Origin of the sequence: Pseudomonas sp. Y5-11, from assembly GCF_022368695.1 — a bacterium.
Lineage (GTDB): Bacteria > Pseudomonadota > Gammaproteobacteria > Pseudomonadales > Pseudomonadaceae > Aquipseudomonas > Aquipseudomonas parakoreensis.
In genome coordinates, this window is record NZ_CP058974.1 from 884725 (window position 1) to 909184 (window position 24460).

General features: G+C 57.8%; 23 protein-coding genes. 5 read left to right on the forward strand and 18 right to left on the reverse strand.

The features are described from left to right. Window positions 1-19: 19 nt before the first annotated feature. From atpG to rpmH, 16 genes are all read right to left on the reverse strand, one after another. Complete coding sequence (gene atpG, locus HXW87_RS03985) at window positions 20-880, reverse strand: F0F1 ATP synthase subunit gamma (RefSeq protein ID WP_007954161.1); 861 nt, start codon at window positions 878-880, stop codon at window positions 20-22. Between the two features lie 50 nt (window positions 881-930). Further along, on the reverse strand, window positions 931-2475 hold the full coding sequence (gene atpA, locus HXW87_RS03990; protein WP_041073579.1) for a F0F1 ATP synthase subunit alpha: 1545 nt from the start codon (window positions 2473-2475) through the stop codon (window positions 931-933). Window positions 2476-2496: 21 nt separating this feature from the next. Then, window positions 2497-3033, reverse strand: a complete 537-nt coding sequence (locus HXW87_RS03995) for a F0F1 ATP synthase subunit delta (protein WP_007911956.1) — start codon at window positions 3031-3033, stop codon at window positions 2497-2499. A 12-nt stretch (window positions 3034-3045) separates the two neighbouring features. Beyond that, window positions 3046-3516, reverse strand: coding sequence for a F0F1 ATP synthase subunit B (locus HXW87_RS04000; RefSeq protein WP_011336718.1), 471 nt, complete (start codon window positions 3514-3516; stop codon window positions 3046-3048). Window positions 3517-3575: 59 nt separating this feature from the next. Continuing rightward, on the reverse strand, window positions 3576-3833 hold the full coding sequence (gene atpE, locus HXW87_RS04005; protein ID WP_003097235.1) for a F0F1 ATP synthase subunit C: 258 nt from the start codon (window positions 3831-3833) through the stop codon (window positions 3576-3578). Between the two features lie 133 nt (window positions 3834-3966). Next, the gene (gene atpB, locus HXW87_RS04010; RefSeq protein WP_047297389.1) at window positions 3967-4836 is read right to left on the reverse strand and encodes a F0F1 ATP synthase subunit A; all 870 of its coding nucleotides are present in this window, start codon (window positions 4834-4836) and stop codon (window positions 3967-3969) included. Window positions 4837-4852: 16 nt separating this feature from the next. Next, complete coding sequence (locus HXW87_RS04015) at window positions 4853-5260, reverse strand: F0F1 ATP synthase subunit I (RefSeq protein WP_003229783.1); 408 nt, start codon at window positions 5258-5260, stop codon at window positions 4853-4855. 148 nt (window positions 5261-5408) lie between these two features. Continuing rightward, complete coding sequence (locus HXW87_RS04020; protein ID WP_041073587.1) at window positions 5409-6281, reverse strand: ParB/RepB/Spo0J family partition protein; 873 nt, start codon at window positions 6279-6281, stop codon at window positions 5409-5411. A 9-nt stretch (window positions 6282-6290) separates the two neighbouring features. Further along, the gene (locus HXW87_RS04025) at window positions 6291-7088 is read right to left on the reverse strand and encodes a ParA family protein (protein WP_041073588.1); all 798 of its coding nucleotides are present in this window, start codon (window positions 7086-7088) and stop codon (window positions 6291-6293) included. Window positions 7089-7106: 18 nt separating this feature from the next. Further along, window positions 7107-7751, reverse strand: coding sequence for a 16S rRNA (guanine(527)-N(7))-methyltransferase RsmG (gene rsmG / locus HXW87_RS04030; protein WP_041073590.1), 645 nt, complete (start codon window positions 7749-7751; stop codon window positions 7107-7109). After that, window positions 7748-9646, reverse strand: coding sequence for a tRNA uridine-5-carboxymethylaminomethyl(34) synthesis enzyme MnmG (gene mnmG / locus HXW87_RS04035; protein WP_131670800.1), 1899 nt, complete (start codon window positions 9644-9646; stop codon window positions 7748-7750). The genes rsmG and mnmG overlap by 4 nt, the downstream gene beginning before the upstream one ends. 551 nt (window positions 9647-10197) lie before the next feature. Beyond that, complete coding sequence (gene mnmE / locus HXW87_RS04040) at window positions 10198-11568, reverse strand: tRNA uridine-5-carboxymethylaminomethyl(34) synthesis GTPase MnmE (RefSeq protein ID WP_047297392.1); 1371 nt, start codon at window positions 11566-11568, stop codon at window positions 10198-10200. Between the two features lie 81 nt (window positions 11569-11649). Further along, on the reverse strand, window positions 11650-13332 hold the full coding sequence (gene yidC / locus HXW87_RS04045) for a membrane protein insertase YidC (RefSeq protein WP_239778452.1): 1683 nt from the start codon (window positions 13330-13332) through the stop codon (window positions 11650-11652). 2 nt (window positions 13333-13334) lie between these two features. Beyond that, entirely contained in the window at window positions 13335-13580 is a 246-nt protein-coding gene (gene yidD / locus HXW87_RS04050) for a membrane protein insertion efficiency factor YidD (RefSeq protein WP_080921994.1), read from the reverse strand. Continuing rightward, window positions 13573-13974, reverse strand: a complete 402-nt coding sequence (gene rnpA, locus HXW87_RS04055; protein WP_011336726.1) for a ribonuclease P protein component — start codon at window positions 13972-13974, stop codon at window positions 13573-13575. The genes yidD and rnpA overlap by 8 nt, the downstream gene beginning before the upstream one ends. A 16-nt stretch (window positions 13975-13990) precedes the next feature. Next, the gene (gene rpmH, locus HXW87_RS04060; protein WP_003213577.1) at window positions 13991-14125 is read right to left on the reverse strand and encodes a 50S ribosomal protein L34; all 135 of its coding nucleotides are present in this window, start codon (window positions 14123-14125) and stop codon (window positions 13991-13993) included. A gap of 566 nt (window positions 14126-14691) precedes the next feature. On the opposite strand from rpmH, the gene dnaA reads away from it, so the two are divergent. From dnaA to gyrB, 4 genes are read left to right on the forward strand one after another with little or no spacing between them, the layout of a single operon-like run. Next, a complete protein-coding gene (gene dnaA / locus HXW87_RS04065) occupies window positions 14692-16215 on the forward strand; it encodes a chromosomal replication initiator protein DnaA (RefSeq protein ID WP_041073598.1) in 1524 nt (507 codons plus the stop codon). A 39-nt stretch (window positions 16216-16254) separates the two neighbouring features. Then, the gene (dnaN, locus tag HXW87_RS04070) at window positions 16255-17358 is read left to right on the forward strand and encodes a DNA polymerase III subunit beta (RefSeq protein ID WP_239778453.1); all 1104 of its coding nucleotides are present in this window, start codon (window positions 16255-16257) and stop codon (window positions 17356-17358) included. A gap of 14 nt (window positions 17359-17372) precedes the next feature. Next, window positions 17373-18476, forward strand: a complete 1104-nt coding sequence (gene recF, locus HXW87_RS04075) for a DNA replication/repair protein RecF (protein WP_003220208.1) — start codon at window positions 17373-17375, stop codon at window positions 18474-18476. A 5-nt stretch (window positions 18477-18481) separates the two neighbouring features. Beyond that, window positions 18482-20899 carry a DNA topoisomerase (ATP-hydrolyzing) subunit B gene (gyrB, locus tag HXW87_RS04080; RefSeq protein WP_007960764.1) on the forward strand — a complete coding sequence of 806 codons (2418 nt, stop codon included), beginning with the start codon at window positions 18482-18484 and terminating at the stop codon, window positions 20897-20899. 135 nt (window positions 20900-21034) lie between these two features. Here the strand turns inward: gyrB and HXW87_RS04085 are convergent, their stop codons facing one another. Next, window positions 21035-21754 (reverse strand): response regulator transcription factor, encoded by a 720-nt coding sequence (locus HXW87_RS04085; protein WP_047297419.1) that lies wholly within the window; start codon window positions 21752-21754, stop codon window positions 21035-21037. A gap of 167 nt (window positions 21755-21921) precedes the next feature. Here HXW87_RS04085 and HXW87_RS04090 point away from each other — a divergent pair, with 167 nt between their 5' ends. Beyond that, complete coding sequence (locus HXW87_RS04090) at window positions 21922-23454, forward strand: HAMP domain-containing sensor histidine kinase (protein WP_182403193.1); 1533 nt, start codon at window positions 21922-21924, stop codon at window positions 23452-23454. A 167-nt stretch (window positions 23455-23621) separates the two neighbouring features. Here the strand turns inward: HXW87_RS04090 and HXW87_RS04095 are convergent, their stop codons facing one another. Further along, window positions 23622-24401, reverse strand: coding sequence for a lysophospholipid acyltransferase family protein (locus tag HXW87_RS04095; protein ID WP_047297421.1), 780 nt, complete (start codon window positions 24399-24401; stop codon window positions 23622-23624). Window positions 24402-24460 lie beyond the last annotated feature (59 nt).

The following is a 24460-nucleotide window of genomic DNA, read 5'->3' on the forward strand; positions in this document are numbered from 1 at the left end:
CCTCTGAATATTTGAACCGTTAAACCGCGGCAGCGCCGCCGACGATTTCCGAGATCTCTTGGGTGATCGCAGCCTGACGCGCCTTGTTGTAGATCAGCTGCAAATCGCTGATCAAATCACCGGCGTTGTCGGTAGCGTTCTTCATCGCGATCATCCGCGCAGCTTGTTCGGCCGCGTTGTTCTCGACCACCGCCTGGTACACCTGCGACTCCACGTAGCGCACCATCAAGCCGTCTAGCAGCTCTTTGGCGTCTGGTTCGTAGAGGTAGTCCCAGTGGTGCTTGAGTTCTTGATCCGGGGTCGCCACCAGTGGAATCAACTGCTCCACGGTAGGCTGTTGCGTCATGGTGTTGATGAACTTGTTGGATACCACGGACAGGCGGTCAATACGGCCGTCCAGGTAGGCATCCAGCATCACCTTGACGCTGCCGATCAGATCATTGATCGACGGCTCTTCACCCAGGTGGCTGATAGCTGCAACGACGTTACCGCCGAAGTTGCGGAAAAAGGCCGCACCCTTGCTACCAACAACACACAGATCAATCTCGACGCCGTTTTCGCGGTTTACCGCCATGTCCTTGACCAGGGCCTTGAACAGGTTGGTGTTCAAGCCGCCGCACAGACCACGGTCACTGCTCACTACGACATAACCGACGCGCTTTACTTCACGGTCGATCATGAACGGGTGGCGGTATTCCGGGTTGGCGTTGGCCAGATGCCCAATTACCTGGCGGATACGTTCCGCATAAGGACGGCTAGCAGCCATGCGCATTTGTGCCTTGCGCATTTTGCTGACCGCCACTTTTTCCATGGCGCTGGTAATTTTTTGCGTGCTTTTGATGCTCGCAATCTTACTGCGAATCTCTTTTGCGCCTGCCATGTAACACCTATCAGGTTAGCAAGCGGGAGCCTTGCGGCTCCCGCTGCGGCTTACCAGGTTTGGGTGGCCTTGAACTTCTCGATACCGGCTTTGAGGCCAGCGTCGATTTCGTCATTGAAGTCACCTTTAACGTTGATCTTGGCCATCAAATCGGCGTGATCGCGGTTGAAGAAAGCAATCAGCGCTTGTTCGAAGCTGCCGATCTTGGCGATTTCAATGTCAGTCAGGAACCCACGCTCAGCGGCATACAGCGACAGCGCCATGTCAGCGATCGACATCGGTGCGTATTGCTTCTGCTTCATCAGCTCGGTAACGCGCTGACCATGCTCAAGTTGCTTGCGGGTCGCTTCGTCCAGGTCAGAAGCGAACTGGGCGAATGCCGCCAGTTCACGGTACTGAGCCAGAGCGGTACGGATACCACCGGACAGCTTCTTGATGATCTTGGTCTGAGCGGCACCACCCACACGGGATACCGAAACACCGGCGTTCACTGCAGGGCGGATGCCCGAGTTGAACATGGCCGATTCCAGGAAGATCTGACCGTCGGTGATGGAAATCACGTTGGTCGGAACGAACGCGGAAACGTCGCCAGCCTGGGTTTCGATGATCGGCAGTGCGGTCAGGGAACCGGTTTTGCCGGTCACTGCGCCGTTGGTGAACTTCTCTACGTACTCTTCCGAAACGCGGGATGCGCGCTCCAGCAGACGGGAGTGGAGATAGAACACGTCGCCTGGGTAAGCTTCACGGCCTGGTGGACGGCGCAGCAGCAGGGAAATCTGGCGGTAAGCCACTGCTTGCTTGGACAGATCGTCATAAACGATCAGCGCGTCTTCACCGCGGTCGCGGAAGAATTCACCCATGGTGCAACCGGAGTACGGAGCCAGGAATTGCAGTGCTGCAGATTCCGAAGCGCTCGCTGCAACGATGATGGTGTTAGCCAGTGCACCGTTTTCTTCCAGCTTGCGAACCACGTTGGCGATGGTCGATTGCTTCTGACCGATTGCCACGTAGACGCAGAAAATGCCGCTGTCTTTCTGGTTGATGATCGCGTCGATCGCCAGAGCGGTTTTACCGATCTGACGGTCACCGATGATCAGCTCACGCTGGCCACGGCCGACAGGGATCATGGCATCGACAGCCTTGTAGCCAGTCTGTACAGGCTGGTCTACCGACTTACGCCAGATCACGCCCGGTGCAACTTTCTCGACCGCGTCGGTCTCGGTGTTGCCCAGTGGACCTTTGCCGTCAACAGGGTTACCCAGTGCGTCGACTACGCGACCCAGCAGTTCCTTACCTACCGGAACTTCGAGGATGCGGCCGGTGCACTTGGCGCTCATGCCTTCAGCCAGACTGGTGTATGCGCCCAGTACAACGGCACCTACGGAGTCTTGCTCCAGGTTGAGGGCCATACCGTAGACGCCGCCCGGAAACTCGATCATCTCGCCGTACATGACGTCGGCCAGACCGTGAATCCGCACGATGCCGTCAGATACGCTGACGACAGTGCCTTCGTTACGGGCTTGGGAGGTCACATCGAGCTTTTCGATGCGGCCCTTGATAATTTCACTTATTTCGGAAGGATTGAGTTGCTGCATTGCTCTGCTGCCCCTTCAAACTCAAGATTTCAATGCTTCGGCAAGTTTCGCGATTTTGCCGCGAATCGAGCCATCGATAACCAGGTCGCCGGCGCGGATAACGACACCACCTATAAGGGCAGCATCCTCCGCAACTTGCAGGCGCACTTCCCGGTTGAGTCGTGCACTGAGAACCTTGGCGAGTTTGTCTTGCTGTTCTTGGTTCAATGCAAAAGCACTGGTCACTTCAACGTCTACCGATTTCTCTTGTTCGGCCTTGTACAGGTCGAAAAGAGCGGCGATCTCCGGCAGAAGCGGGAGACGGTCGTTTTCGGCAACGACATTGATGAAATTCTGTGCCTTGGCATCGAACTTGTCGCCGCACACGTCAATGAACGTGGCGGCCTTTTCTGCGCTCGTCAGTCGCGGGGCCTTGAGCACGCGCTGCATGGTGTCGTCTTGCGACACCGCTGCTGCCAGGCCGAGCATGGCTGACCAATTGGCCAGTTGCTGGTGGGCCTGAGCGTGCTCGAAGGCCGCCTTAGCGTAAGGTCGGGCCAACGTGGTCAGTTCTGCCATGATCGCCCTCGCTTAGATTTCAGCAGCCAGTTGGTTAACCAGCTCTGCGTGCGCGTTTTGATCGATTGTGGCACCCAGGATCTTCTCGGCGCCGCCGACAGCCAGCAAGCCCACTTGGGCGCGCAGCTTGTCTTTGACACTGTTCAGTTCCTGTTCGATCTCGGCTTGAGCCTGAACCTTCACACGGTCAGCGTCGATACGGGCTTTTTCAACAGCCTCTTCAACGATCTGGTTACCGCGTTTCTTGGCTTGCTCGATGATTTCAGCTGCCTGAGCTTTCGCTTCGCGCAGTTGCTGACCCGCTTTCTCTTGGGCCAACTCCAGGTCGCGAGCTGCTCGGCTGGCAGCGTCCAGACCATCAGCGATCTTCTTTTGACGTTCGTGCAGTGCCGCAATGACCGGAGGCCATACGAACTTCATGCAGAACAGTACAAAAATCAGGAACGCAACGGACTGGCCAATCAGGGTCGCATTAATGTTCACGCCAACACCTCGCAGTTACGTTGTCCATCACATCAAATTACTCGGAAGAATCCGGGTAATTAGCCAGCGATCTGACCAACGAACGGGTTCGCAAAGGTGAAGAACAGAGCGATACCAACACCGATCATGGTTACGGCGTCGAGCAGACCGGCAACGATGAACATTTTAACTTGCAGCATTGGAACCATTTCTGGCTGACGCGCTGCGCCTTCCAGGAACTTGCCGCCCAGCAGGCCGAAACCAATTGCGGTACCCAGTGCGCCCAGGCCGATCAACAGTGCAACAGCGATAGCGGTTAGACCAACTACAGTTTCCATCTTTCCTCCCGACTTTTACGTCGTATGGTTTAGGTTTTTTAGATTAAAGCGGTAAAACAAATCGTTTCAGAGGCCCGGTTAAGAGCCCCCTCCCGTTTGACCGGGAGGGACATCAGATCAGCCGAGGCTGCTCTTAATGGTTTTCTTCGTGCGCCATCGACAGGTAGACGATGGTCAGCATCATGAAGATGAACGCCTGCAGGGTAATGATCAGGATGTGGAACACAGCCCACGCCCACTGCAGAACAACGCCCAGGCCGCTCAGCCAGAGCAGACCGCTGCCGAACATCACAGCGATCAGAATGAACACCAGCTCGCCGGCATACATGTTGCCGAACAGACGCAGGGCCAGAGAGATCGGCTTGGCGATCAGGGTCACGAATTCCAGCAGGAAGTTCACCGGGATCAGCAGGGCCTGAACGAAGATGTTCTTGCTGCCGAACGGGTGCAGGGTGAGTTCGCCGATGAAACCGCCGATGCCCTTGACCTTGATGCTGTAGAAAATGATCAGTGCGAAAACCGAGAACGCCATGCCCAGGGTCGCGTTCGGGTCAGTGGTCGACACGGCGCGGAACGGGATGTGGTGGTCACCGGAGATCAGGATGGCCAGCTGAGGAATCCAGTCGACCGGTACCAGGTCGACGGCGTTCATCAGGAACACCCAGACGAAGATGGTTAGTGCCAGCGGTGCAATCACCGGGCTCCGGCCATGGAAGCTGTCTTTCACGCTGCCATCGACGAATTCGACCAATACTTCAACGAAGTTCTGCAAAGCACCCGGCTGACCCGAAGTCGCTTTCTTTGCCGCCATGCGGAAAAGGAAAACGAAGATCAGACCCAGCGCGACCGACCAGCCGAGGGTATCGACGTGGAAAGCCCAGAAGCCCATTTCCTTGGCTTCTGCTGCGGAATGGGCAAAGCCCCAGCCGCCGTTAGGTAGCTGACCGAAGGTCAGGTTCTGCAAGTGGTGCTGGATATAGCCCGAAGCGGTTGTTTCTGCCATGGTTGCCTCAAACGCCCTAAGGTCTCGAAAGTCTTGTTCTCATCAGCAGGGGAGCGAACCAGCTGACCGACTGAGTCAGCACGAAAGCGCCGAATACTGCGATCGGCGCCAATGGCTTCACACCTGCAAACACCAGTGCAAACAGCACTGCCGTCAAAATCAGTTTGCCTGCCTCGCCGGCATAAAATGACCGGACGATGGACTGGGCTGCTCGGGCGCCGGAAAACCGAAATGCCTTGTGAGCGAAATAAACATTGGGCAGCAAGGCTATCAGGCCTCCGCAAAGTCCCGAGTATCCGGCAACGACTCCATGCCATTGCCAGAGCGCCAAAGCGGCAATGAGCAAAATGACAAATTGAGCCATCAACACCGGAAAAACCGCCAGGCGATGGAACGGCAGGCGGTTTGGCTTGCGGGTTTCCATCACGTTTGCTCTCCAATGGCCGGCTGCCGAAATTCAATAACTTGGCATAATTTGTGCCGACAAAATGCGCGCAGAGTATAGGGGCGGTTCTGCCCCTATTCAACTGTCAGGTAGTGATTTCCGACTGCGCGCTACATGAGGAAATGTTTCAGCGGATGTGTGCGAGCACACCTTGAAGCTCATCGAGGGAGTTGTAACCGATCACCAACTGACCTTTTCCCTTCTTCCCGTGGCGGATCTGCACCGCAGAGCCTAGGCGCTCGGCCAGACGCTGTTCGAGCCGGGCGATATCCGGGTCGGGTTTGGCCGCTTCCACAGGCTCCGGTTTGCCACTCAACCACTGGCGAACCAGTGCCTCAGTTTGGCGCACAGTCAGGCCGCGTGCGACAACATGTCGCGCCCCTTCCACCTGCTGATTGTCCGGCAGACCGAGCAAAGCACGGGCATGACCCATTTCCAGGTCACCGTGGGACAGCATGGTCTTGATGACTTCCGGCAGTGCAATAAGTCGCAACAGGTTAGCCACAGTCACGCGGGACTTACCCACAGCCTCGGCCACCTGTTGTTGTGTGAGCTGGAATTCCTGCTGCAGACGCTGCAAGGCGACGGCTTCTTCGATCGGGTTCAGGTCTTCACGCTGGATGTTCTCGATCAGCGCAATGGCGATCGCGGTTTCATCCGGCACATCACGGACCATCGCCGGGATGGTTTCCTGGCCGGCCTGCTGGCTGGCGCGCCAGCGGCGTTCACCGGCGATGATTTCGAAGCGGCCGCCGCCAATCGGGCGCACCACGATCGGCTGCATCACGCCTTGCGCCTTGATCGACGACGCCAGCTCTTCCAGTGCCTGCGGGTCCATGTCGCGGCGTGGCTGGTATTTGCCGCGCTGCAGCAGATCCAGAGGCAGGTGTTGCAGTTCACGGGTATCGGCCTGCGCCGCCTGTTCTTCCAGCGCGCTGACGGTCGGACCACTCAGCAGTGCATCCAGTCCACGTCCGAGACCTCGTTTCTTGACGGCCATGGGGATTCCTTAAGTTGGCTGGGCAGCGGCGATGCGTGAATTTTTGCGCTGACGGCGAACCATTTCGCCCGCCAGGGCCAGATAGGCCAGCGCGCCGCGCGATTGCTTGTCGTAGGCCAGTGCCGGCATACCGTAGCTCGGCGCTTCGGCCAGACGGATGTTGCGCGGGATCACTGTGTCGTACAGCTGTTCGCCAAAGTGTTCCTTGAGCTGCGCCGAAACATCGTTCATCAGACTCAGCCGCGGGTCGTACATGGTGCGCAGCAAACCTTCGACCTTGAGGTTGGGGTTCAGCAGTTCGGCGATGCGCTTGATGTTATCCACAAGGTCGCTCAAGCCTTCGAGCGCAAAATATTCGCACTGCATGGGGATAATCACCCCGTCAGCAGCGACCAGTGCGTTCAGGGTGAGCATCGACAGCGACGGCGGGCAGTCGATCAAAATGTAATCGTAGTTTTCACGGATCGGCGCCAGCGCGCTGCGCAGACGGCTTTCCTTCATCTGCATCTCCAGCAGCACCACTTCGGCCGCCGTCAGATCCCGGTTGGCCGGCAGCAGTTGATAACCGCCATGTTCCGAGAAGTGCATGGCCTGGGCCAGATCGCATTCGCCGATCAGCAGGTCGTAGACCGAGTTTTCCAGGCCATGTTTATCCACACCGCTACCCATGGTGGCGTTGCCCTGTGGATCGAGATCGATCAACAACACCCGGCGCTTGGTCGCGACCAGGGATGCTGCGAGGTTGATGCAGGTGGTGGTTTTGCCCACACCACCCTTCTGGTTCGCTATCGCGAATACCTTAGCCATTCTTGCTTGTGTTCCCAATCATGCCGTGCGGCGCAGTATCAGCAGATGGCGTTGGCCTTGGCAACCGGGGACGGCCAGGGCGTGTTCGCTATCGAGTTTGAAGTCTGCCGGCAATGCTACCAGCTCATCGGCCGGATGAACGCCCTTCATTGCCAGCCAGCGCGTGTCGGCATCGCCCAGATGGCGAGTCCAGTTGGTGAAGTTCTCCATGCTGCTGAACGCCCGGGAGATGATCCCGTTAAATGGCTGGGCAGGCTGGAAAGCTTCGACACGACTGTGGATAACTTGCAGGTTATCCAGTTTTAGTTCGAGTTTGACCTGAGTCAGGAAGCGGGTTTTCTTGCCGTTGCTGTCCAGACAAGTCACTTGCGAGTCCGGATACAGGATCGCCAACGGGATCCCCGGCATGCCGCCGCCGCTGCCGACATCGAGCCAGCGGCCGTTTTCGATAAACGACATCACGCTCAGGCTGTCGAGCAAGTGCCGCGACACCATTTCATCAGGATCACGCACTGCAGTCAGGTTGTAGGCCTGGTTCCATTTGATCAACAGGGCCAGATAACCCAGCAGCAGTTCGTGCTGGGCTGCGCTGAGATTGACACCGAGCGCGCGGGCTCCTGTGGATAACTCTTCGGCGTGTTGCGAAGTGACCTTAGAACTCAAGCGCTTTGCTCCAACTGACGGCCCGCGCCGCGTTTTTTCAAATGAATCATCAACAGCGAAATCGCTGCCGGGGTCACGCCCGGAATCCGCGAAGCCTGGCCGAGCGTCTCCGGACGCGTCGCACCGAGCTTGCTCTGGATCTCCTTGGAGAGACCGGAAATGTTGGTGTAATCGATATCCACAGGCAGTTTCGTGTCTTCACTGGCGCGCAGACGGGCGATTTCGTCCTGTTGACGGTCGATGTAACCGGCGTATTTGGTCTTGATTTCAACCTGTTCGGCGACCTGTGGATCTTCGGCGCCCTGCCCGGTCACTTCGACCAGACCAGCGTAGTCGATTTCCGGACGGCTCAAGAGGTTGAGCAAGTTGTATTCGTGAGTCAGCGGTGTGCCGAATTTTTCCGCAATCGCATCGCCCTGCTGCGTGCCCGGGCGAACCCAGGTACTTTTCAGGCGCTGCTCTTCCAGTTCGATGTTTTCGCGCTTCTTGCAGAACGCCGCCCAACGCGCATCATCGACCAGACCCAGCTCGCGACCTTTTTCGGTCAGACGCAAGTCCGCGTTGTCTTCACGCAGGATCAGGCGGTACTCGGCACGGGAAGTGAACATGCGGTATGGCTCTTGGGTACCGAGGGTGATCAGGTCGTCAACCAGTACGCCGATGTAAGCCTCATCGCGGCGCGGGCACCAGGCTTCTTTGCCCTTGGCGCGCAACGCAGCGTTGGCCCCCGCAAGCAAACCTTGCGCACCGGCTTCTTCGTAACCGGTGGTGCCGTTGATTTGCCCGGCGAAGAACAGACCGCCGATGACTTTGGTTTCCAGGCTGTACTTCAGGTCGCGCGGATCGAAGTAGTCGTACTCGATCGCATAACCCGGACGCACGATGTGTGCGTTTTCCATGCCGCGAATCGATTGCACGATCTGCAATTGCACGTCGAACGGCAAGCTTGTGGATATCCCGTTCGGGTACAGCTCATGGGTGGTCAGGCCTTCCGGCTCGATGAACACCTGATGGCTTTCCTTGTCGGCAAAGCGATGAATCTTGTCTTCGATCGATGGGCAGTAACGCGGGCCGACGCCCTCGATCTCGCCGGCAGCGGAATACATCGGCGAACGGTCGAGGTTCGCCGCAATGATTTCGTGGGTGCGGGCGTTGGTGTGAGTAATCCAGCAACTGACCTGGCGTGGATGTTGTTCCTTGTTGCCCATGAACGACATCACCGGGATCGGCGTATCGCCTGGTTGCTCGGTCATCACCGAGAAATCCACAGACTTGCCATCAATGCGCGGTGGCGTACCGGTTTTCAGGCGACCGACACGCAGCGGCAGTTCACGCAGACGATGTGCGAGGGCAATCGATGGCGGATCACCGGCACGACCGCCGGAGAAGTTCTGCAAACCGATGTGGATAAGTCCACCGAGGAACGTTCCGGTGGTCAGTACCACGGAATCGGCGAAGAAGCGCAGACCCATTTGTGTGACCACACCACGCACTTGTTCCTGCTCGACGATCAAGTCGTCAGCAGCCTGTTGAAATATCCACAGGTTCGGCTGGTTTTCCAGGATTTCGCGGACAGCGGCCTTGTACAGAATCCGGTCCGCCTGGGCACGAGTCGCACGCACGGCCGGGCCTTTACGGCTGTTCAACACGCGAAACTGGATGCCACCCAGGTCGGTAGCCACGGCCATCGCGCCGCCGAGGGCATCGATTTCCTTGACCAGATGGCTTTTGCCAATGCCACCGATGGCCGGGTTGCAGCTCATGGCACCGAGGGTTTCCACGTTATGCGTCAGCAACAGGGTTTTTGCCCCCATACGTGCTGAGGCCAGTGCTGCCTCGGTACCGGCATGACCGCCGCCGATGACGATCACTTCAAAACGGGAAGGGAAATCCACCACGCACCTCGTGCCTGCTTAAGTAGGTCATTCAGGAATAGTTTGAGATCAGGTTTCTGAACCTGGTCGACAAGTATAGGGACTTCGCCCTTCCTAAAGAACCCTTTGCACAAAATTTAACCAGCTGTGGAGAACTCGAGATCAAAAGAATAAAAAAGAGAGAAATTTATAAAACCTTTGTTTTTATGTTTATTCTTACTGACCATCCTTTCTGTGGATAGATCGCTACAAGCCTTATATTTCAGTATGTACAGAGTTTCAAAACCCTGTGACCAGGTGCCAATGAGGCCCTTGGATAACCGGTTTAAGCCTGTGGATGAATGGGGTGGTTATCCACAGAGGCAGTTATATCCAGTTTTGGAGCCCTGTTATCAACTGCCCTCAGTGGCAGTTATTCACAGGGCTTAATCCACAGAAATAGGCTGAGCGACTGTACGACGGCCGAGGGAAATCCACTGAGGGAGAGAGAATCTGCCCGGCACTGGAGAAAGGAATTGGAAATGAGGGTGCAGACAGGCCGCGAATGGGCCTGTCTGGTTACAGCAGAGGGGTTATTTACCGATGCAGAAGCTGGAAAAGATCCGGCCGAGCAGGTCATCGGAGCTGAATGCCCCGGTGATTTCGCCCAGTGAGTGCTGTGCCTGACGCAAATCTTCGGCCAGCAGTTCACCGGCACCTGCCAGCGTCAGCTGTGCACGACCATGTTCCAACGCTGCACTGGCATGGCGCAGGGCCTCCAGATGGCGGCGACGGGCACTGAAGCTGCTTTCCGAGGTTTGCTCATAGCCCATGCAGGCCTTGAGGTGGTCGCGCAGCAATTCCAGACCTTCGCCGGCGGATTTGGCGCTGAGGCTGATGGTCACGTGGCCATCGTCACTGACTTCCAGGGCAATCGTCTCACCCGTCAGGTCAGCCTTGTTGCGGATCAAGGTGACTTTGGCCGGATCTGGCCGGGTTTCGAGGAATTCCGGCCACAGGGCAAACGGATCCGCCGCTTCCGGCGCAGTGGCATCGACCACCAGCAGCACCCGGTCGGCTTCGGTGATCGCCTTCAGCGCTCGTTCAACACCAATCTTTTCCACCTGATCATCGGTATCGCGCAGACCGGCGGTGTCCACCACGTGCAACGGCATGCCATCAATGTGGATATGTTCGCGCAGAATGTCCCGCGTGGTACCGGCGATCTCAGTCACGATCGCGGCTTCGCGGCCAGCCAGGGCATTCAACAGGCTGGACTTGCCGGCATTCGGACGACCGGCAATCACCACGGTCATACCGTCGCGCAACAAGGCACCCTGTCCGGCCTCTCGCAGCACAGTGGATAACTCTTCGCGTACCTTGTCGAGCATGCTCAACACATGGCCATCGGCAAGAAAGTCGATTTCCTCTTCCGGAAAGTCGATGGCAGCTTCCACGTAGATGCGCAGGCCGATCAGTTGTTCGGTGAGGTTATGCACACGCTGGGAAAACGCTCCCTGCAGCGAGCGCAAGGCATTGCGTGCAGCCTGTGCAGAACTTGCTTCGATCAGATCGGCAATCGCCTCGGCCTGCGCCAGGTCGAGTTTGTCGTTGAGGAACGCGCGCTCGCTGAATTCACCGGGGCGGGCCAGACGGCAACCCAGATCCAGGCAACGCTTGAGCAACATGTCCAGAACAATCGGGCCGCCGTGGCCCTGCAGTTCCAGCACATCTTCGCCGGTGAACGAGTTCGGCCCCGGGAAATACAGGGCCAGTCCTTCGTCCAGCACTTGCTGATCATCACTGAAAAACGGACCGTAATGCGCGTAACGCGGTTTCAATTCACGGCCGCTGATGGCTTTGGCTGCGACGCTGGCCAACGGCCCGGAAATACGGACGATGCCGACACCGCCGCGACCTTGAGCGGTGGCGACAGCGGCGATGGTTTCACGAGGTGCGCTCATAAACCGGAATCCAGACAAAAGTGGCAGATAGCAAAACGCCCCACTAGGGGGCGTTTTGAGTGGTGTTATCCACAGAGTAAGTTACGCCTCGGCTTTTTTCGTCGCCGCTTCGATCTTACGCGTGATGTACCACTGTTGGGCAATCGACAGGCAGTTGTTCACAACCCAGTACAGCACCAGACCAGCCGGGAACCACAGGAAGAAGAAGGTGAAGATGATTGGCATCATTTTCATCACCTTCGCCTGCATCGGATCCGGTGGAGTCGGGTTCAGACGCTGCTGAATGAACATGGTCGCGCCCATGATGATCGGCAGGATGAAGAACGGATCCTTGATCGACAGGTCAGTGATCCACAGCATGAATGGCGCCTGGCGCATTTCCACGCTTTCCAGCAGAACCCAGTACAGCGAAAGGAAAACCGGCATCTGCACGAGGATCGGCAAGCAGCCGCCCAGCGGATTGATCTTCTCTTTCTTGTACAGCTCCATCATGGCTTGCGACATTTTCTGCCGGTCATCGCCATGTTGCTCTTTCAATGCAGCCAGTTTCGGCGCAACGGCACGCATGCGCGCCATCGATTTGTAGCTGGCGGCCGACAATGGGAAGAAGATCCCTTTGATCAGCATGGTCAGGAAGATAATCGACCAGCCCCAGTTACCCACAATCGCGTGAATGTGTTGCAGCAGCCAGAAGATCGGTTGAGCGATGAACCACAGAATGCCGTAGTCGACCGTCAGTTCCAGACCTGGGGACAACTGTTTCAGCACGGCCTGGCTTTTCGGACCGGCGTACAGAATGGCGCTGGTTTCAACTTTCGCACCCGGTGCAGCGGTCAGCGAAGGACCGGTGTAACCGATGATGTAGTTGCCTTTGCTGTCTTTACGCGTCTGAACGATGTTGTTTTCGCCTTTCGGCGCAACCCACGCAGTCACGAAGTAGTGTTGCAGCCAGGCTACCCAGCCACCGGTGACGGTTTCCTTGAGCTGACCTTTGTCCATGTCTTTCATGGACACTTTCTTGTACGGCTCGGAACTTGTCCACAGGGCAGCGCCCAGGTAAGTCGCGGTGCCGGTGGCAGTGGTCGACGAAGGGTCGGCACTGGCATCGCGCTTCAGCTGGGCGAACATCGAACCCGACCAAGGCTGAGCGCTCTGGTTATCCACAAGGTAGGTCACGGTCACGTCATACAGGCCGCGTTTCAAAGTGAAGCGCTTGATGTAATTGACGCCGTCCTTGCTGAACTTCAGGTCGACAACCAGTTGGTCCTGACCGTCAGCCAGTTGATAACGTTTCTTCTCCGAAGCGTAAACCGGACGACCGGCCGGGCTTGCGTCCGGACCGTTGGTGCCGATCAGGCCACTTTGTGCCAGATAAGTACGCTCGCCGCCGTTGTCGAACAGTTGAAACGGCACATCAGGACGGTCCTGACGACGTGGATACAGTGGCAAAGTCAGTTGAGCAACGTCACCGCCCTGTGGATCGATCGCCAGATCGAGCACGTCGGTTTTGACCTGGATCAGATCCTTGCTGGCAGCGACTGGCGTTTCCACAGGTGCGCTGGTATCGCTGGCGGCACGCGGAATATCGTCACTGGCGGAAGCGTTATTGCCAGGAACGGTGTCCGGCAAACCGGATGCAGTCGTACTGGAAGCAACATTCTGAGTCGGCAGGGCAGCCTGGCCATAATCCTGGTTCCATTTAAGAACCATGACGTAGGACACGATTGCCAGGGCGACGATCAGGATCGTGCGTTTGATATCCATGATTACTCGGCCATCGAAGAAGAACGGGAGGTAGGGATAGGTGGAACCGGGTCATAACCACCGGGATTCCACGGATGACAGCGACCTAAACGACGAAAGGTCAGCCAGCCACCGCGCAGAAGGCCATGATTTTCGATGGCTTCATACGCGTAGCAAGAACAACTGGGGTAGAAACGACAGTGATTGGCCATCAAAGGACTAATGGCGTAGCGATAAAACTGGATCGGAACGAGGGCCAGTTTACGCATCTGGACTGTCTACCCCTACAGTTTCGGTTTTGACTGCTGGAACTGGCTTGTTACGGGCCAGACGCTTCCAGAGTTTGCCGAAATGCTGAATCAATTCGGGGTTTTCTACGTCGCCCAAACCTTTGCGCGCGACGATAACGATGTCCCAGCCGACCAGAGAATCCTGGTGCAGACGGAACGATTCGCGCATCAGACGTTTGAGGCGATTGCGCTCAACGGAGAGCTTTACGCTCTTTTTCCCGATAACCAGCCCGAGACGGGGGTGATCAAGATCGTTGTTGCGCGCAAGGAGCAGGAGATTTTTCCCCGGAACCTTGCCGGTAGGGGAGTCAAAGACTGCCTTGAAATGCCGGGGGGTAAGCAGACGCTTTTCCCGACTGAAGTCCTGACTCACCTCCAGTGCCGGATTATCAAACTGCCAGACGCGCACGACCTTTGGCGCGGCGACGCGACAGGACGGCACGACCGTTCTTGGTAGCCATGCGAGCACGGAAACCGTGGGTACGAGCGCGTTTGATAGTGCTTGGTTGGAAAGTACGTTTCATGTCGTGTTACCTGGTTCGTCCACAACGGGCCGGAATGGCCCCCGTTTTAAGAGACCGGGGATTCTAGAGAAAGCAAGCCTTCAGGTCAATTTCCAACCAGCGTTTCCTTATAAATAGATCTCTGGAGCTCACGTAACCGAAATCCTGTTAGCCAGACATAAAAATAAAGAAGGGAATTATTTAAAGCTTTTCTGTAAAGCTTGTAAAAGCTAGGCCGGCCCTCTTCTGTGGATAACCGTGCTCAGGCCTTGTAAAGCGTGATGTACAGAGAATGACAACTACGGTGGAAAACCGTGTTCAGCCTGTGCTGCGCTATCGGATAACCTGTGCGTGGAATGACCTGTTATCCACAGGCTGGTTATCCACCGAGTTCTACCCCCAGTTGTCCAGTGCTCTCAGAGGCGGTTATCCACAGAGCTTATGCACACACCGTTGGTCGCCTTTTTCCCGGTTAACGCATTGATTAATCATGCTCGCCACACCACCTGCATGTGGATAAGTGGACGGCTCGCCGCTACAATGGCCGCTTGTTTTTGCCTCACCGGCTTTCAACTTAGGGGATATCCGTGTCAGTGGAACTTTGGCAGCAGTGCGTGGAGCTTTTGCGCGAAGAGCTGCCTGCCCAACAATTCAACACCTGGATCCGTCCACTACAGGTCGAAGCCGAAGGCGACGAGTTGCGCGTCTACGCACCGAACCGTTTTGTGCTGGACTGGGTCAACGAAAAGTACCTCGGTCGCGTCCTTGAACTGCTGGATGAGCACGGCAATGGCATGGCGCCAGCGCTTTCCTTATTAATAGGCAGCAAACGCAGTTCGGCCCCGCGTGCCGCGCCTAATGCGCCGTTGGCCGCCGCGCAGGTATCCCAGGCGCAGGCCAATACCGCGCCGGCCAGTGCGCCAGCCCCCGCTCCAAGTGCAGCCCCGGCCAAGCGCTCGACGCAGAAAACCGAGGAAGTCAGTGAAGAGCCGTCCCGCGACAGCTTTGACCCGATGGCCGGTGCCGCCTCGCAACAGGCCCCGGTTCGCGCCGAACAGCGCACCGTGCAGGTCGAAGGCGCGCTCAAGCACACCAGTTACCTGAACCGCACCTTCACCTTCGAGAATTTCGTCGAAGGCAAGTCCAACCAGCTCGCCCGCGCGGCGGCCTGGCAGGTGGCGGATAATCCCAAGCACGGCTACAACCCGCTGTTCCTGTATGGTGGCGTCGGCCTGGGTAAAACCCACTTGATGCACGCGGTGGGCAACCATCTATTAAAGAAGAACCCGAATGCCAAGGTCGTGTACCTGCATTCCGAGCGCTTCGTGGCCGACATGGTCAAGGCGCTGCAACTGAATGCGATCAACGAGTTCAAGCGTTTCTACCGTTCGGTGGACGCTCTGCTGATCGACGATATTCAGTTCTTCGCCCGTAAAGAGCGTTCCCAGGAAGAGTTTTTCCACACCTTCAACGCCCTGCTTGAAGGTGGCCAGCAGGTCATTCTCACCAGTGACCGCTACCCGAAAGAAATCGAAGGCCTTGAAGAGCGCCTCAAGTCCCGCTTCGGCTGGGGTCTGACGGTTGCCGTCGAGCCGCCGGAGCTGGAAACCCGCGTGGCGATCTTGATGAAGAAGGCTGATCAGGCCAAAGTCGAGTTGCCTCACGACGCGGCGTTCTTCATTGCCCAGCGCATTCGTTCCAACGTCCGCGAGCTGGAAGGTGCGCTGAAACGCGTGATCGCTCACTCGCACTTCATGGGCCGCGACATCACCATCGAATTGATTCGCGAATCCCTGAAGGACTTGTTGGCACTGCAGGACAAACTGGTCTCTGTGGATAACATTCAGCGCACCGTCGCCGAGTACTACAAGATCAAGATTTCCGACCTGCTGTCCAAGCGCCGTTCGCGCTCGGTGGCACGTCCGCGTCAGGTGGCCATGGCATTGTCCAAGGAGCTGACCAACCACAGCCTGCCGGAAATCGGCGATGTGTTTGGTGGTCGCGACCACACGACGGTGTTGCACGCCTGCCGCAAGATCAACGAACTTAAGGAATCCGACGCGGACATCCGCGAGGACTACAAGAACCTGCTGCGTACACTGACCACTTGATGAACACCAGCGCAGCTTATTAAGGCAAGGGACTAGACCATGCATTTCACCATTCAACGCGAAGCCCTGTTGAAACCCCTGCAACTGGTCGCAGGCGTCGTCGAGCGCCGACAGACCTTGCCGGTACTGTCCAACGTGCTGTTGGTCGTCGACGGCCAGCAACTGTCGCTGACCGGTACCGACCTGGAAGTCGAGCTGGTGGGGCGCGTGCAACTCGAAGAGCCGGCCGAAACCGGTTCCATCACCGTGCCTGCGCGCAAGCTGATGGACATCTGCAAGAGCCTGCCCAACGACGCACTGATCGACATCAAGGTCGACGAGCAGAAACTGGTCGTGAAGGCCAGTCGTAGCCGTTTCACCCTGTCGACCTTGCCGGCCAACGATTTCCCGACGGTTGAGGAAGGCCCGGGTTCGCTGACCTGCAGCCTGGAACAAAGCAAACTGCGTCGTTTGATCGAACGCACCAGCTTCGCCATGGCCCAGCAGGACGTGCGCTACTACCTCAACGGCATGCTGCTGGAAGTCTCGGCTGGTGTAATCCGTGCCGTGGCCACCGACGGCCACCGTCTGGCGATGTGCTCGATGCAGGCCGATATCGGTCAGCCGGATCGCCACCAGGTGATCGTGCCGCGCAAAGGTATCCTCGAACTGGCGCGTCTGCTGACCGAGCCGGACGGCAACGTCAGCATCGTTCTGGGTCAGCACCACATCCGCGCCACCACCGGCGAATTCACCTTCACCTCGAAGCTGGTCGACGGCAAGTTCCCGGACTACGAGCGCGTTCTGCCGAAGGGTGGTGACAAGCTGGTACTGGGCGATCGTCAGGCTCTGCGTGAAGCCTTCAGCCGTACCGCGATCCTGTCCAACGAGAAGTACCGCGGCATCCGTCTGCAACTGGCCAACGGTCAGTTGAAGATCCAGGCCAACAACCCGGAGCAGGAAGAAGCGGAAGAAGAAGTGGGTGTTGAATACAACGGTGGTTCGCTGGAAATCGGCTTCAACGTGAGCTATCTGCTCGACGTGCTGGGCGTGATGACCACCGAGCAGGTTCGCCTGATCCTGTCCGACTCCAACAGCAGTGCGCTGGTGCAAGAGTCCGACAATGACGACTCGGCTTATGTTGTCATGCCGATGCGTCTCTAATCAGCTGATCCTGGATGTCGTTAAGTCGTGTTTCGGTCACCGCGGTGCGCAATCTGCACCCGGTGACCTTCTCCCCCTCCCCCCGCATCAACATTCTTTACGGCGCCAACGGCAGCGGCAAAACCAGTGTTCTGGAAGCCATTCATCTGCTGGGGCTTGCCCGTTCGTTTCGTAGCACGCGGCTGTTGCCGGTCATCCAGTACGAGCAACTCGCCTGCACCGTGTTCGGTCAGGTCGAATTGGCTGAGGGTGGCCACAGTGCGTTGGGCATATCTCGCGACCGTCAGGGCGAGTTCCAGATTCGCATCGACGGCCAGAACGCCCGTAGCGCTGCGCAACTGGCAGAAATCCTGCCGTTGCAGCTGATCAATCCCGACAGCTTCCGCTTGCTCGAAGGCGCGCCGAAGATTCGCCGGCAGTTTCTGGACTGGGGCGTGTTCCACGTCGAACCGCGTTTCATGGCGACCTGGCAGCGTTTGCAGAAGGCCTTGCGCCAGAGAAACTCCTGGCTGCGGCATGGTACACTTGACGCCGTTTCGCAAGCGGTTTGGGACAGGGAGCTGTGCCAGGCCAGCGCTGAAATCGATGAATACCGCCGCGCTTATATCAAAGCCTTGAAACCAGTCTTTGAACAAACCTTGAGCGAACTGGTTGAGCTTGAAGGTTTGACGCTCAGCTATTACCGAGGCTGGGACAAGGACCGGGAATTGAGTGCCGTACTGGCTGGCTCCGTGCAACGGGACCAGCAAATGGGACATACCCAGGCCGGACCGCAACGGGCTGATTTGCGTCTTAGATTGGGCGCACACAATGCCGCGGACATTTTGTCCCGGGGTCAGCAGAAACTGGTGGTCTGTGCCTTGCGAATTGCCCAGGGGCATCTGGTGAGCCAGGCCCGACGCGGCCAGTGTATTTATCTGGTGGATGACTTGCCGTCCGAGCTGGACGAGAGCCACCGCCGCGCGCTGTGCCGCTTGCTGGAAGACTTACGCTGCCAGGTTTTCATCACCTGTGTAGATCACGAATTATTGAGGGAAGGCTGGCAGACGGAAACGCCAGTCGCTCTGTTCCACGTGGAACAGGGCCGTATCACCCAGACCCACGACCATCGGGAGTGAAGGCATTGAGCGAAGAAAATACGTACGACTCAACGAGCATTAAAGTGCTGAAAGGCCTGGATGCCGTACGCAAACGTCCCGGTATGTACATTGGTGACACCGACGATGGCAGCGGTCTGCACCACATGGTGTTCGAGGTGGTCGACAACTCGATCGACGAAGCCCTCGCCGGCCACTGCGACGACATCAGCATCATCATCCACCCGGATGAGTCCATCACCGTTAAAGACAACGGCCGTGGCATCCCGGTAGACGTGCACAAAGAGGAAGGCGTTTCCGCTGCCGAGGTCATCATGACCGTCCTCCACGCTGGCGGTAAGTTCGACGACAACTCCTACAAGGTCTCCGGCGGTCTGCACGGTGTAGGTGTGTCGGTTGTGAACGCGCTGTCCGAAGAGCTGGTACTGACCGTACGCCGCAGTGGCAAGATCTGGGAACAGACCTACGTCCACGGCGTGCCTCAGGCACCGATGGCGATCGTTGGCGACAGCGAAACCACCGGTACCCAGATTCACTTCAAGGCTTCCAGCGAAACCTTCAAGAACATTCACTTCAGCTGGGACATCCTGGCCAAGCGCATTCGTGAACTGTCCTTCCTCAACTCCGGTGTCGGCATCGTCCTCAAGGATGAGCGCAGCGGCAAGGAAGAGCTGTTCAAGTACGAAGGCGGCCTGCGTGCGTTCGTTGAATACCTGAACACCAACAAGACTGCGGTCAATCAGGTGTTCCACTTCAACATTCAGCGTGAAGACGGCATCGGCGTGGAAATCGCCCTGCAGTGGAACGATAGCTTCAACGAGAACCTGTTGTGCTTCACCAACAACATCCCGCAGCGCGACGGCGGTACTCACTTGGTGGGTTTCCGTTCCGCACTGACGCGTAACCTGAACAACTACATCGAGCAGGAAGGTCTGGCGAAGAAGCACAAAGTCGCCACCACCGGTGACGATGCCCGTGAAGGCCTGACCGCGATCATTTCGGTGAAAGTGCCGGATCCGAAATTCAGCTCGCAGACCAAAGACAAGCTGGTGTCGTCCGAAGTGAAGACAGCGGTCGAGCAGGAGATGGGCAAGTACTTCTCCGACTTCCTGCTGGAAAACCCGAACGAAGCCAAGCTGGTTGTCGGCAAGATGATCGACGCGGCCCGTGCCCGTGAAGCGGCGCGCAAGGCCCGTGAGATGACCCGCCGCAAAGGCGCGCTGGACATTGCCGGCCTGCCGGGCAAGCTCGCTGACTGCCAGGAAAAAGACCCGGCGCTGTCCGAACTGTACCTTGTGGAAGGTGACTCCGCGGGCGGCTCTGCCAAGCAGGGACGTAACCGCAAGACCCAGGCGATCCTGCCGCTGAAGGGCAAGATCCTCAACGTCGAGAAAGCCCGTTTCGACAAGATGATCTCGTCCCAGGAAGTGGGCACCCTGATCACCGCACTGGGCTGCGGTATCGGTCGCGAAGAGTACAACATCGACAAGCTGCGCTATCACAACATCATCATCATGACCGATGCTGACGTCGACGGTTCGCACATCCGTACCCTGCTGCTGACTTTCTTCTTCCGTCAGTTGCCGGAGTTGATCGAGCGCGGTTACATCTACATCGCCCAGCCGCCGCTGTACAAGGTCAAGAAAGGCAAGCAAGAGCAATACATCAAAGACGACGACGCCATGGAAGAGTACATGACGCAGTCGGCCCTGGAAGATGCGAGCCTGCACCTGAACGAAGAGGCCCCGGGCATTTCCGGTGAGGCGCTCGAGCGTCTGGTGAACGACTTCCGCATGGTGATGAAGACCCTCAAGCGTCTGTCGCGCCTGTATCCGCAGGAGCTGACCGAGCACTTCATCTACCTGCCGGCCGTGAGCCTGGAAATGCTTGGCGACCACGCCAAGATGCAAGACTGGCTGGCTCAGTACGAAGTGCGTCTGCGCACCGTCGAGAAGTCGGGCCTGGTCTACAAAGCCAGCCTGCGTGAAGACCGTGAACGTGGCGTGTGGCTGCCGGAGGTTGAACTGATCTCCCACGGCCTGTCGAACTACGTCACTTTCAACCGCGACTTCTTCGGCAGCAACGACTACAAGACCGTCGTCACCCTCGGCGCTCAACTGAGCACCCTGCTCGACGAAGGCGCGTACATTCAGCGTGGCGAGCGCAAGAAAGCGGTCACCGAGTTCAAGGAAGCCCTCGACTGGCTGATGGCTGAAAGCACCAAGCGCCATACCATCCAGCGCTACAAAGGGCTGGGCGAAATGAACCCGGATCAATTGTGGGAAACCACCATGGACCCAAGCGTGCGCCGCATGCTGAAAGTCACCATCGAAGACGCCATTGGCGCGGATCAGATCTTCAACACCCTGATGGGTGATGCGGTCGAACCTCGCCGTGACTTCATCGAGAGCAATGCGTTGGCGGTATCCAACCTGGATTTCTGATCCCGGTCGGCGTCAAACCAAAAGGCCAACGCTCAAGCGTTGGCCTTTTTGTTGGCAGATCAAAAGATCGCAGCCTGCGGCAGCTCCTACATGGATTACCGGTAGGAGCTGCCGCAGGCTGCGATCTTTTGATTTTTACTCGGATGCAACCATCACACTCTCCAACCGATACCCATACCCATAAATCGTCAGCAACTGCCAACCGCGATCCGCCGTCAGCCCCAGTTTGTTGCGCAGGCGATAAATGTGCGTATCCAGCGGCCGTGACGAAGCGACTTCTTCGTGGGGCCAGAAGCGCTCGTACAGATACTCCCGCGACAACGGCCGACCCAGGTTACTGAACAGGCACCGCGCCAGGCGGTATTCACGTTCGGTCATGACGACTGACTTTCCCTCGCGGGTGACACTCAGTTCGGCATCGTCGAAGGTCAGGTCATTGAAGGTCAGGACTTCGCCAGCGCTACTGCGTGGCTGGCTGTGCCGGCGCAGGACGGCGGCGACGCGGGCTTTCAGCTCGTTGGGGCGGAAAGGCTTGCTGACGTAATCGTCGGCACCGGCGTTCAGCGCCTGGACGATATCGCTTTCGCCGTCGCGGCTGGTCAGCATGATCGCGGCGGGTGGCGATTCCATGTGTTCGCGGGTCCAGCGCAGCAGCACCAGGCCGGTGATGTCCGGCAGTTGCCAGTCAAGGATCAGCAAGTCGAAGGTGTCCCGACGTAGCTGGCGCAACAGGTCCTCCCCCCGTTCGAAGCTGTGCAGCGACCAAGGCTGCTCTCCCACTGCAGCCATCTGCTGCAGGGTTTGCTCGACCCGACGCAGTTCGGCGGGTTCATCATCCAGTATCGCAACGCGCATACGCGTGGGTTCCTTGTTGCTTGGGCAGTGGCCGGCCACGTTAACGGCTCGGCCTGCGCAATAAAAGTAGCCGTTCACCATCGGTCGACGTCCGCTATGATTCTTCGGATCTACATCCTCAGACCTGTGGCCCATGAATCCATTCACTGTCCCCTGCCCTGTTTGTCATGAATAGCCCGCGTCGGCGTGAAAGCCGCGAGCCCAGTCAGGTGCAGCGCCTGTTTCGGCGATTGGGGCGTGAGTGGTTGTGGATAAGTCTAGTGCTATTGCCACTGACTGCGCTGTTGTCGTATCGCGCGCAGATTAATCTGCACGATACGTCAGCGGTTTGGAGCGCGTTGCTTTCCGTGGGATGGGTGGCGGTTGTCCTCGGTTTGCTGCCGTGGCGTCCGCGATGGGCGATCTGGGTAACGCTGGGCGGGGTGGCGGGTGTGCTGCTCACCAGCGCCGCACTGGCGGAAGTTCGACACTGGTGGTCACCAACGCCGGCAGCGCTTGGCATATTGTTCGGCTACCTGGTCTGGAACTGGCGGCGCCTGAGCGTGGTGCTGACGTACTTTGGCTGGGAGCTGGCACGGCTGGATCGCGAGCCGAAAGTATTCCCGGAACGGCGCCGCGCGCAATTCACCAGCGCTGACCAACTGCAGGGCCAGATCATGGCACTGGAGCAAGCCATGAGCCGCACGCGCGATACCCGGCGCTTCATTGCCGACGGTCTGGAGTACCTGCCGGTGGCGACGCTGATCAGCGATCCCAAGGGACAGATCCTGCTGGGTAATCGCAAGGCCCGCGTATTGTTCGATGACCCACTGGTCGGTGACGACGTTGTCGAGCAACTGGCCCGCCTCGGTTACCCGGAGTTGTCCACAGAACCACGCCCGGCGCTGTCCGACCTGGCGCTGCTGGAGTTTCGCGATCACAAGGAACGCAGCCTGCGTCTGGAGCGCGCGGCTTTGCTGCCGGTGGATGGCGATACCCCCATCGGCTGGCTGCTGAGCCTCACCGACCTGAGTGCCGAACGCGCCGCCGAAGAACAGCGAGGGGTCTTGTTGCGGTTTCTTTCCCACGACCTGCGTGCCCCACATTCAGCGATTTTGGCCCTGCTCGATGTGCATCGCCATCAAGTCGGAGCGGACTCACCGCTGTTCGAACAGATCGAACGCCAGGTACGCCGCGCGCTGGAATTGACCGATGGTTTCGTGTTGCTGGCCCGTGCGGAATCCGAGGCTTACCAGTTTCAACCCAGTCTGTTCGCGATGCTGGTGCTGGACGTGCTGGATCAGGCGCTGCCCATTGCCCAGCAGAAAAGCATCAAACTGTTGCACGCGATGGATGAGCAATCCCAGGAACGCCTGATCAGCGCGGATCAAGGCCTGTTGACCCGGGCCTTGTTCAACCTGTTGGAAAACGCCATCAAGTACAGCCCGGCAGGCACCACGATCCGGTTGGGCGTCAGTTGCCAAGGCGAGTGGCTGTGCTGTGAATTGACCGATCAGGGCAAAGGCATTGCCGCCGAGGAACTGCCGGATCTGTTCACTCAATACCGACGGTTTTCATCGGCGCAGGGAATTGATGGCGTCGGTCTGGGGCTGTCGATGGTCAAGGCAGTGATCGATCATCATGGCGGTCGCATCGAGTGCCATAGCATCGTCGATGAAGGCACTACGTTCCGGCTGCAGCTACCGTTGATGGCCGAGTGAACAGGCACAAAAAAACCGGCTATATCAGCCGGTTTCTTTACTTCCGAAAAAAACTTATGCACCTTTTACGGTGTTTTATGAGCTTGAGAAATATATAAGTAAATCAACAAGTTAATTTCTATATTCAGGCTTTTTCTACAAAACCGTACACAGGTTATCCACAAATCTCAGACAGCTACCTGATCATTCGCGGCAGGTGCCTGCGGCGCCGGTGGCAGCGAACCCATTTCGCGCTGAGTCTGTTCATTCCAGGCCTGTACCCGGTCGTTCAGATCGGCAATGGCGCGAGGTCCAGTGCCTTCGGCGTACATCGGCTGACCGATGACCACGGTGATCACACCCGGCTTCTTGCCCCAGCCGATTTTCGGCCAGAACTTGCCGGCATTGTGTGCAATCGGCAGGACCGGAAGCGCCGCATTCACCGCCAAGGCGCTGCCACTGCGCGAGAACTTGCCAATAGTGCCGTGGGGAACGCGGGTGCCTTCCGGGAAGATCAATACCCAGACGTTGTCCTTGAGCAGCTCATCGCCTTTGGCTGCGACTTGCTTGAGTGCGGCTTTCGGGTTGTCGCGGTCAATCGCGATCGGCCGCAGCATGGCCATGGCCCAGCCGAAGAACGGGACGTACAGCAATTCGCGCTTGAGCACCTGGCTCAAGGGCGAGAAATAAGCGGAGAGAAAGAACGTCTCCCAGGTGCTCTGGTGGTTCGACTGAATCACGCAGGGCCGGTCCGGCACGTTTTCCGCACCTTTGATTTCGTAACGAATGCCGAGAAACACCTGGGTCAACCACAAGGCGCAACGGCACCAGTACACGTTGATAAAACGATAACGCGCCTTGAACGGCAGAAAGGGCGCGATAAAAAAGCTCAGGCTGCACCACAGCAAGGCAGTGGTGCCCAGCAGCAGGTAAAAGAGAAAAATTCTGATGGCCTGCAGTATCGACATGGCGACGTTTACCGTTACGGGCACTGCCCGACTGTTCAAGCGCACTCCCGATCAATCCC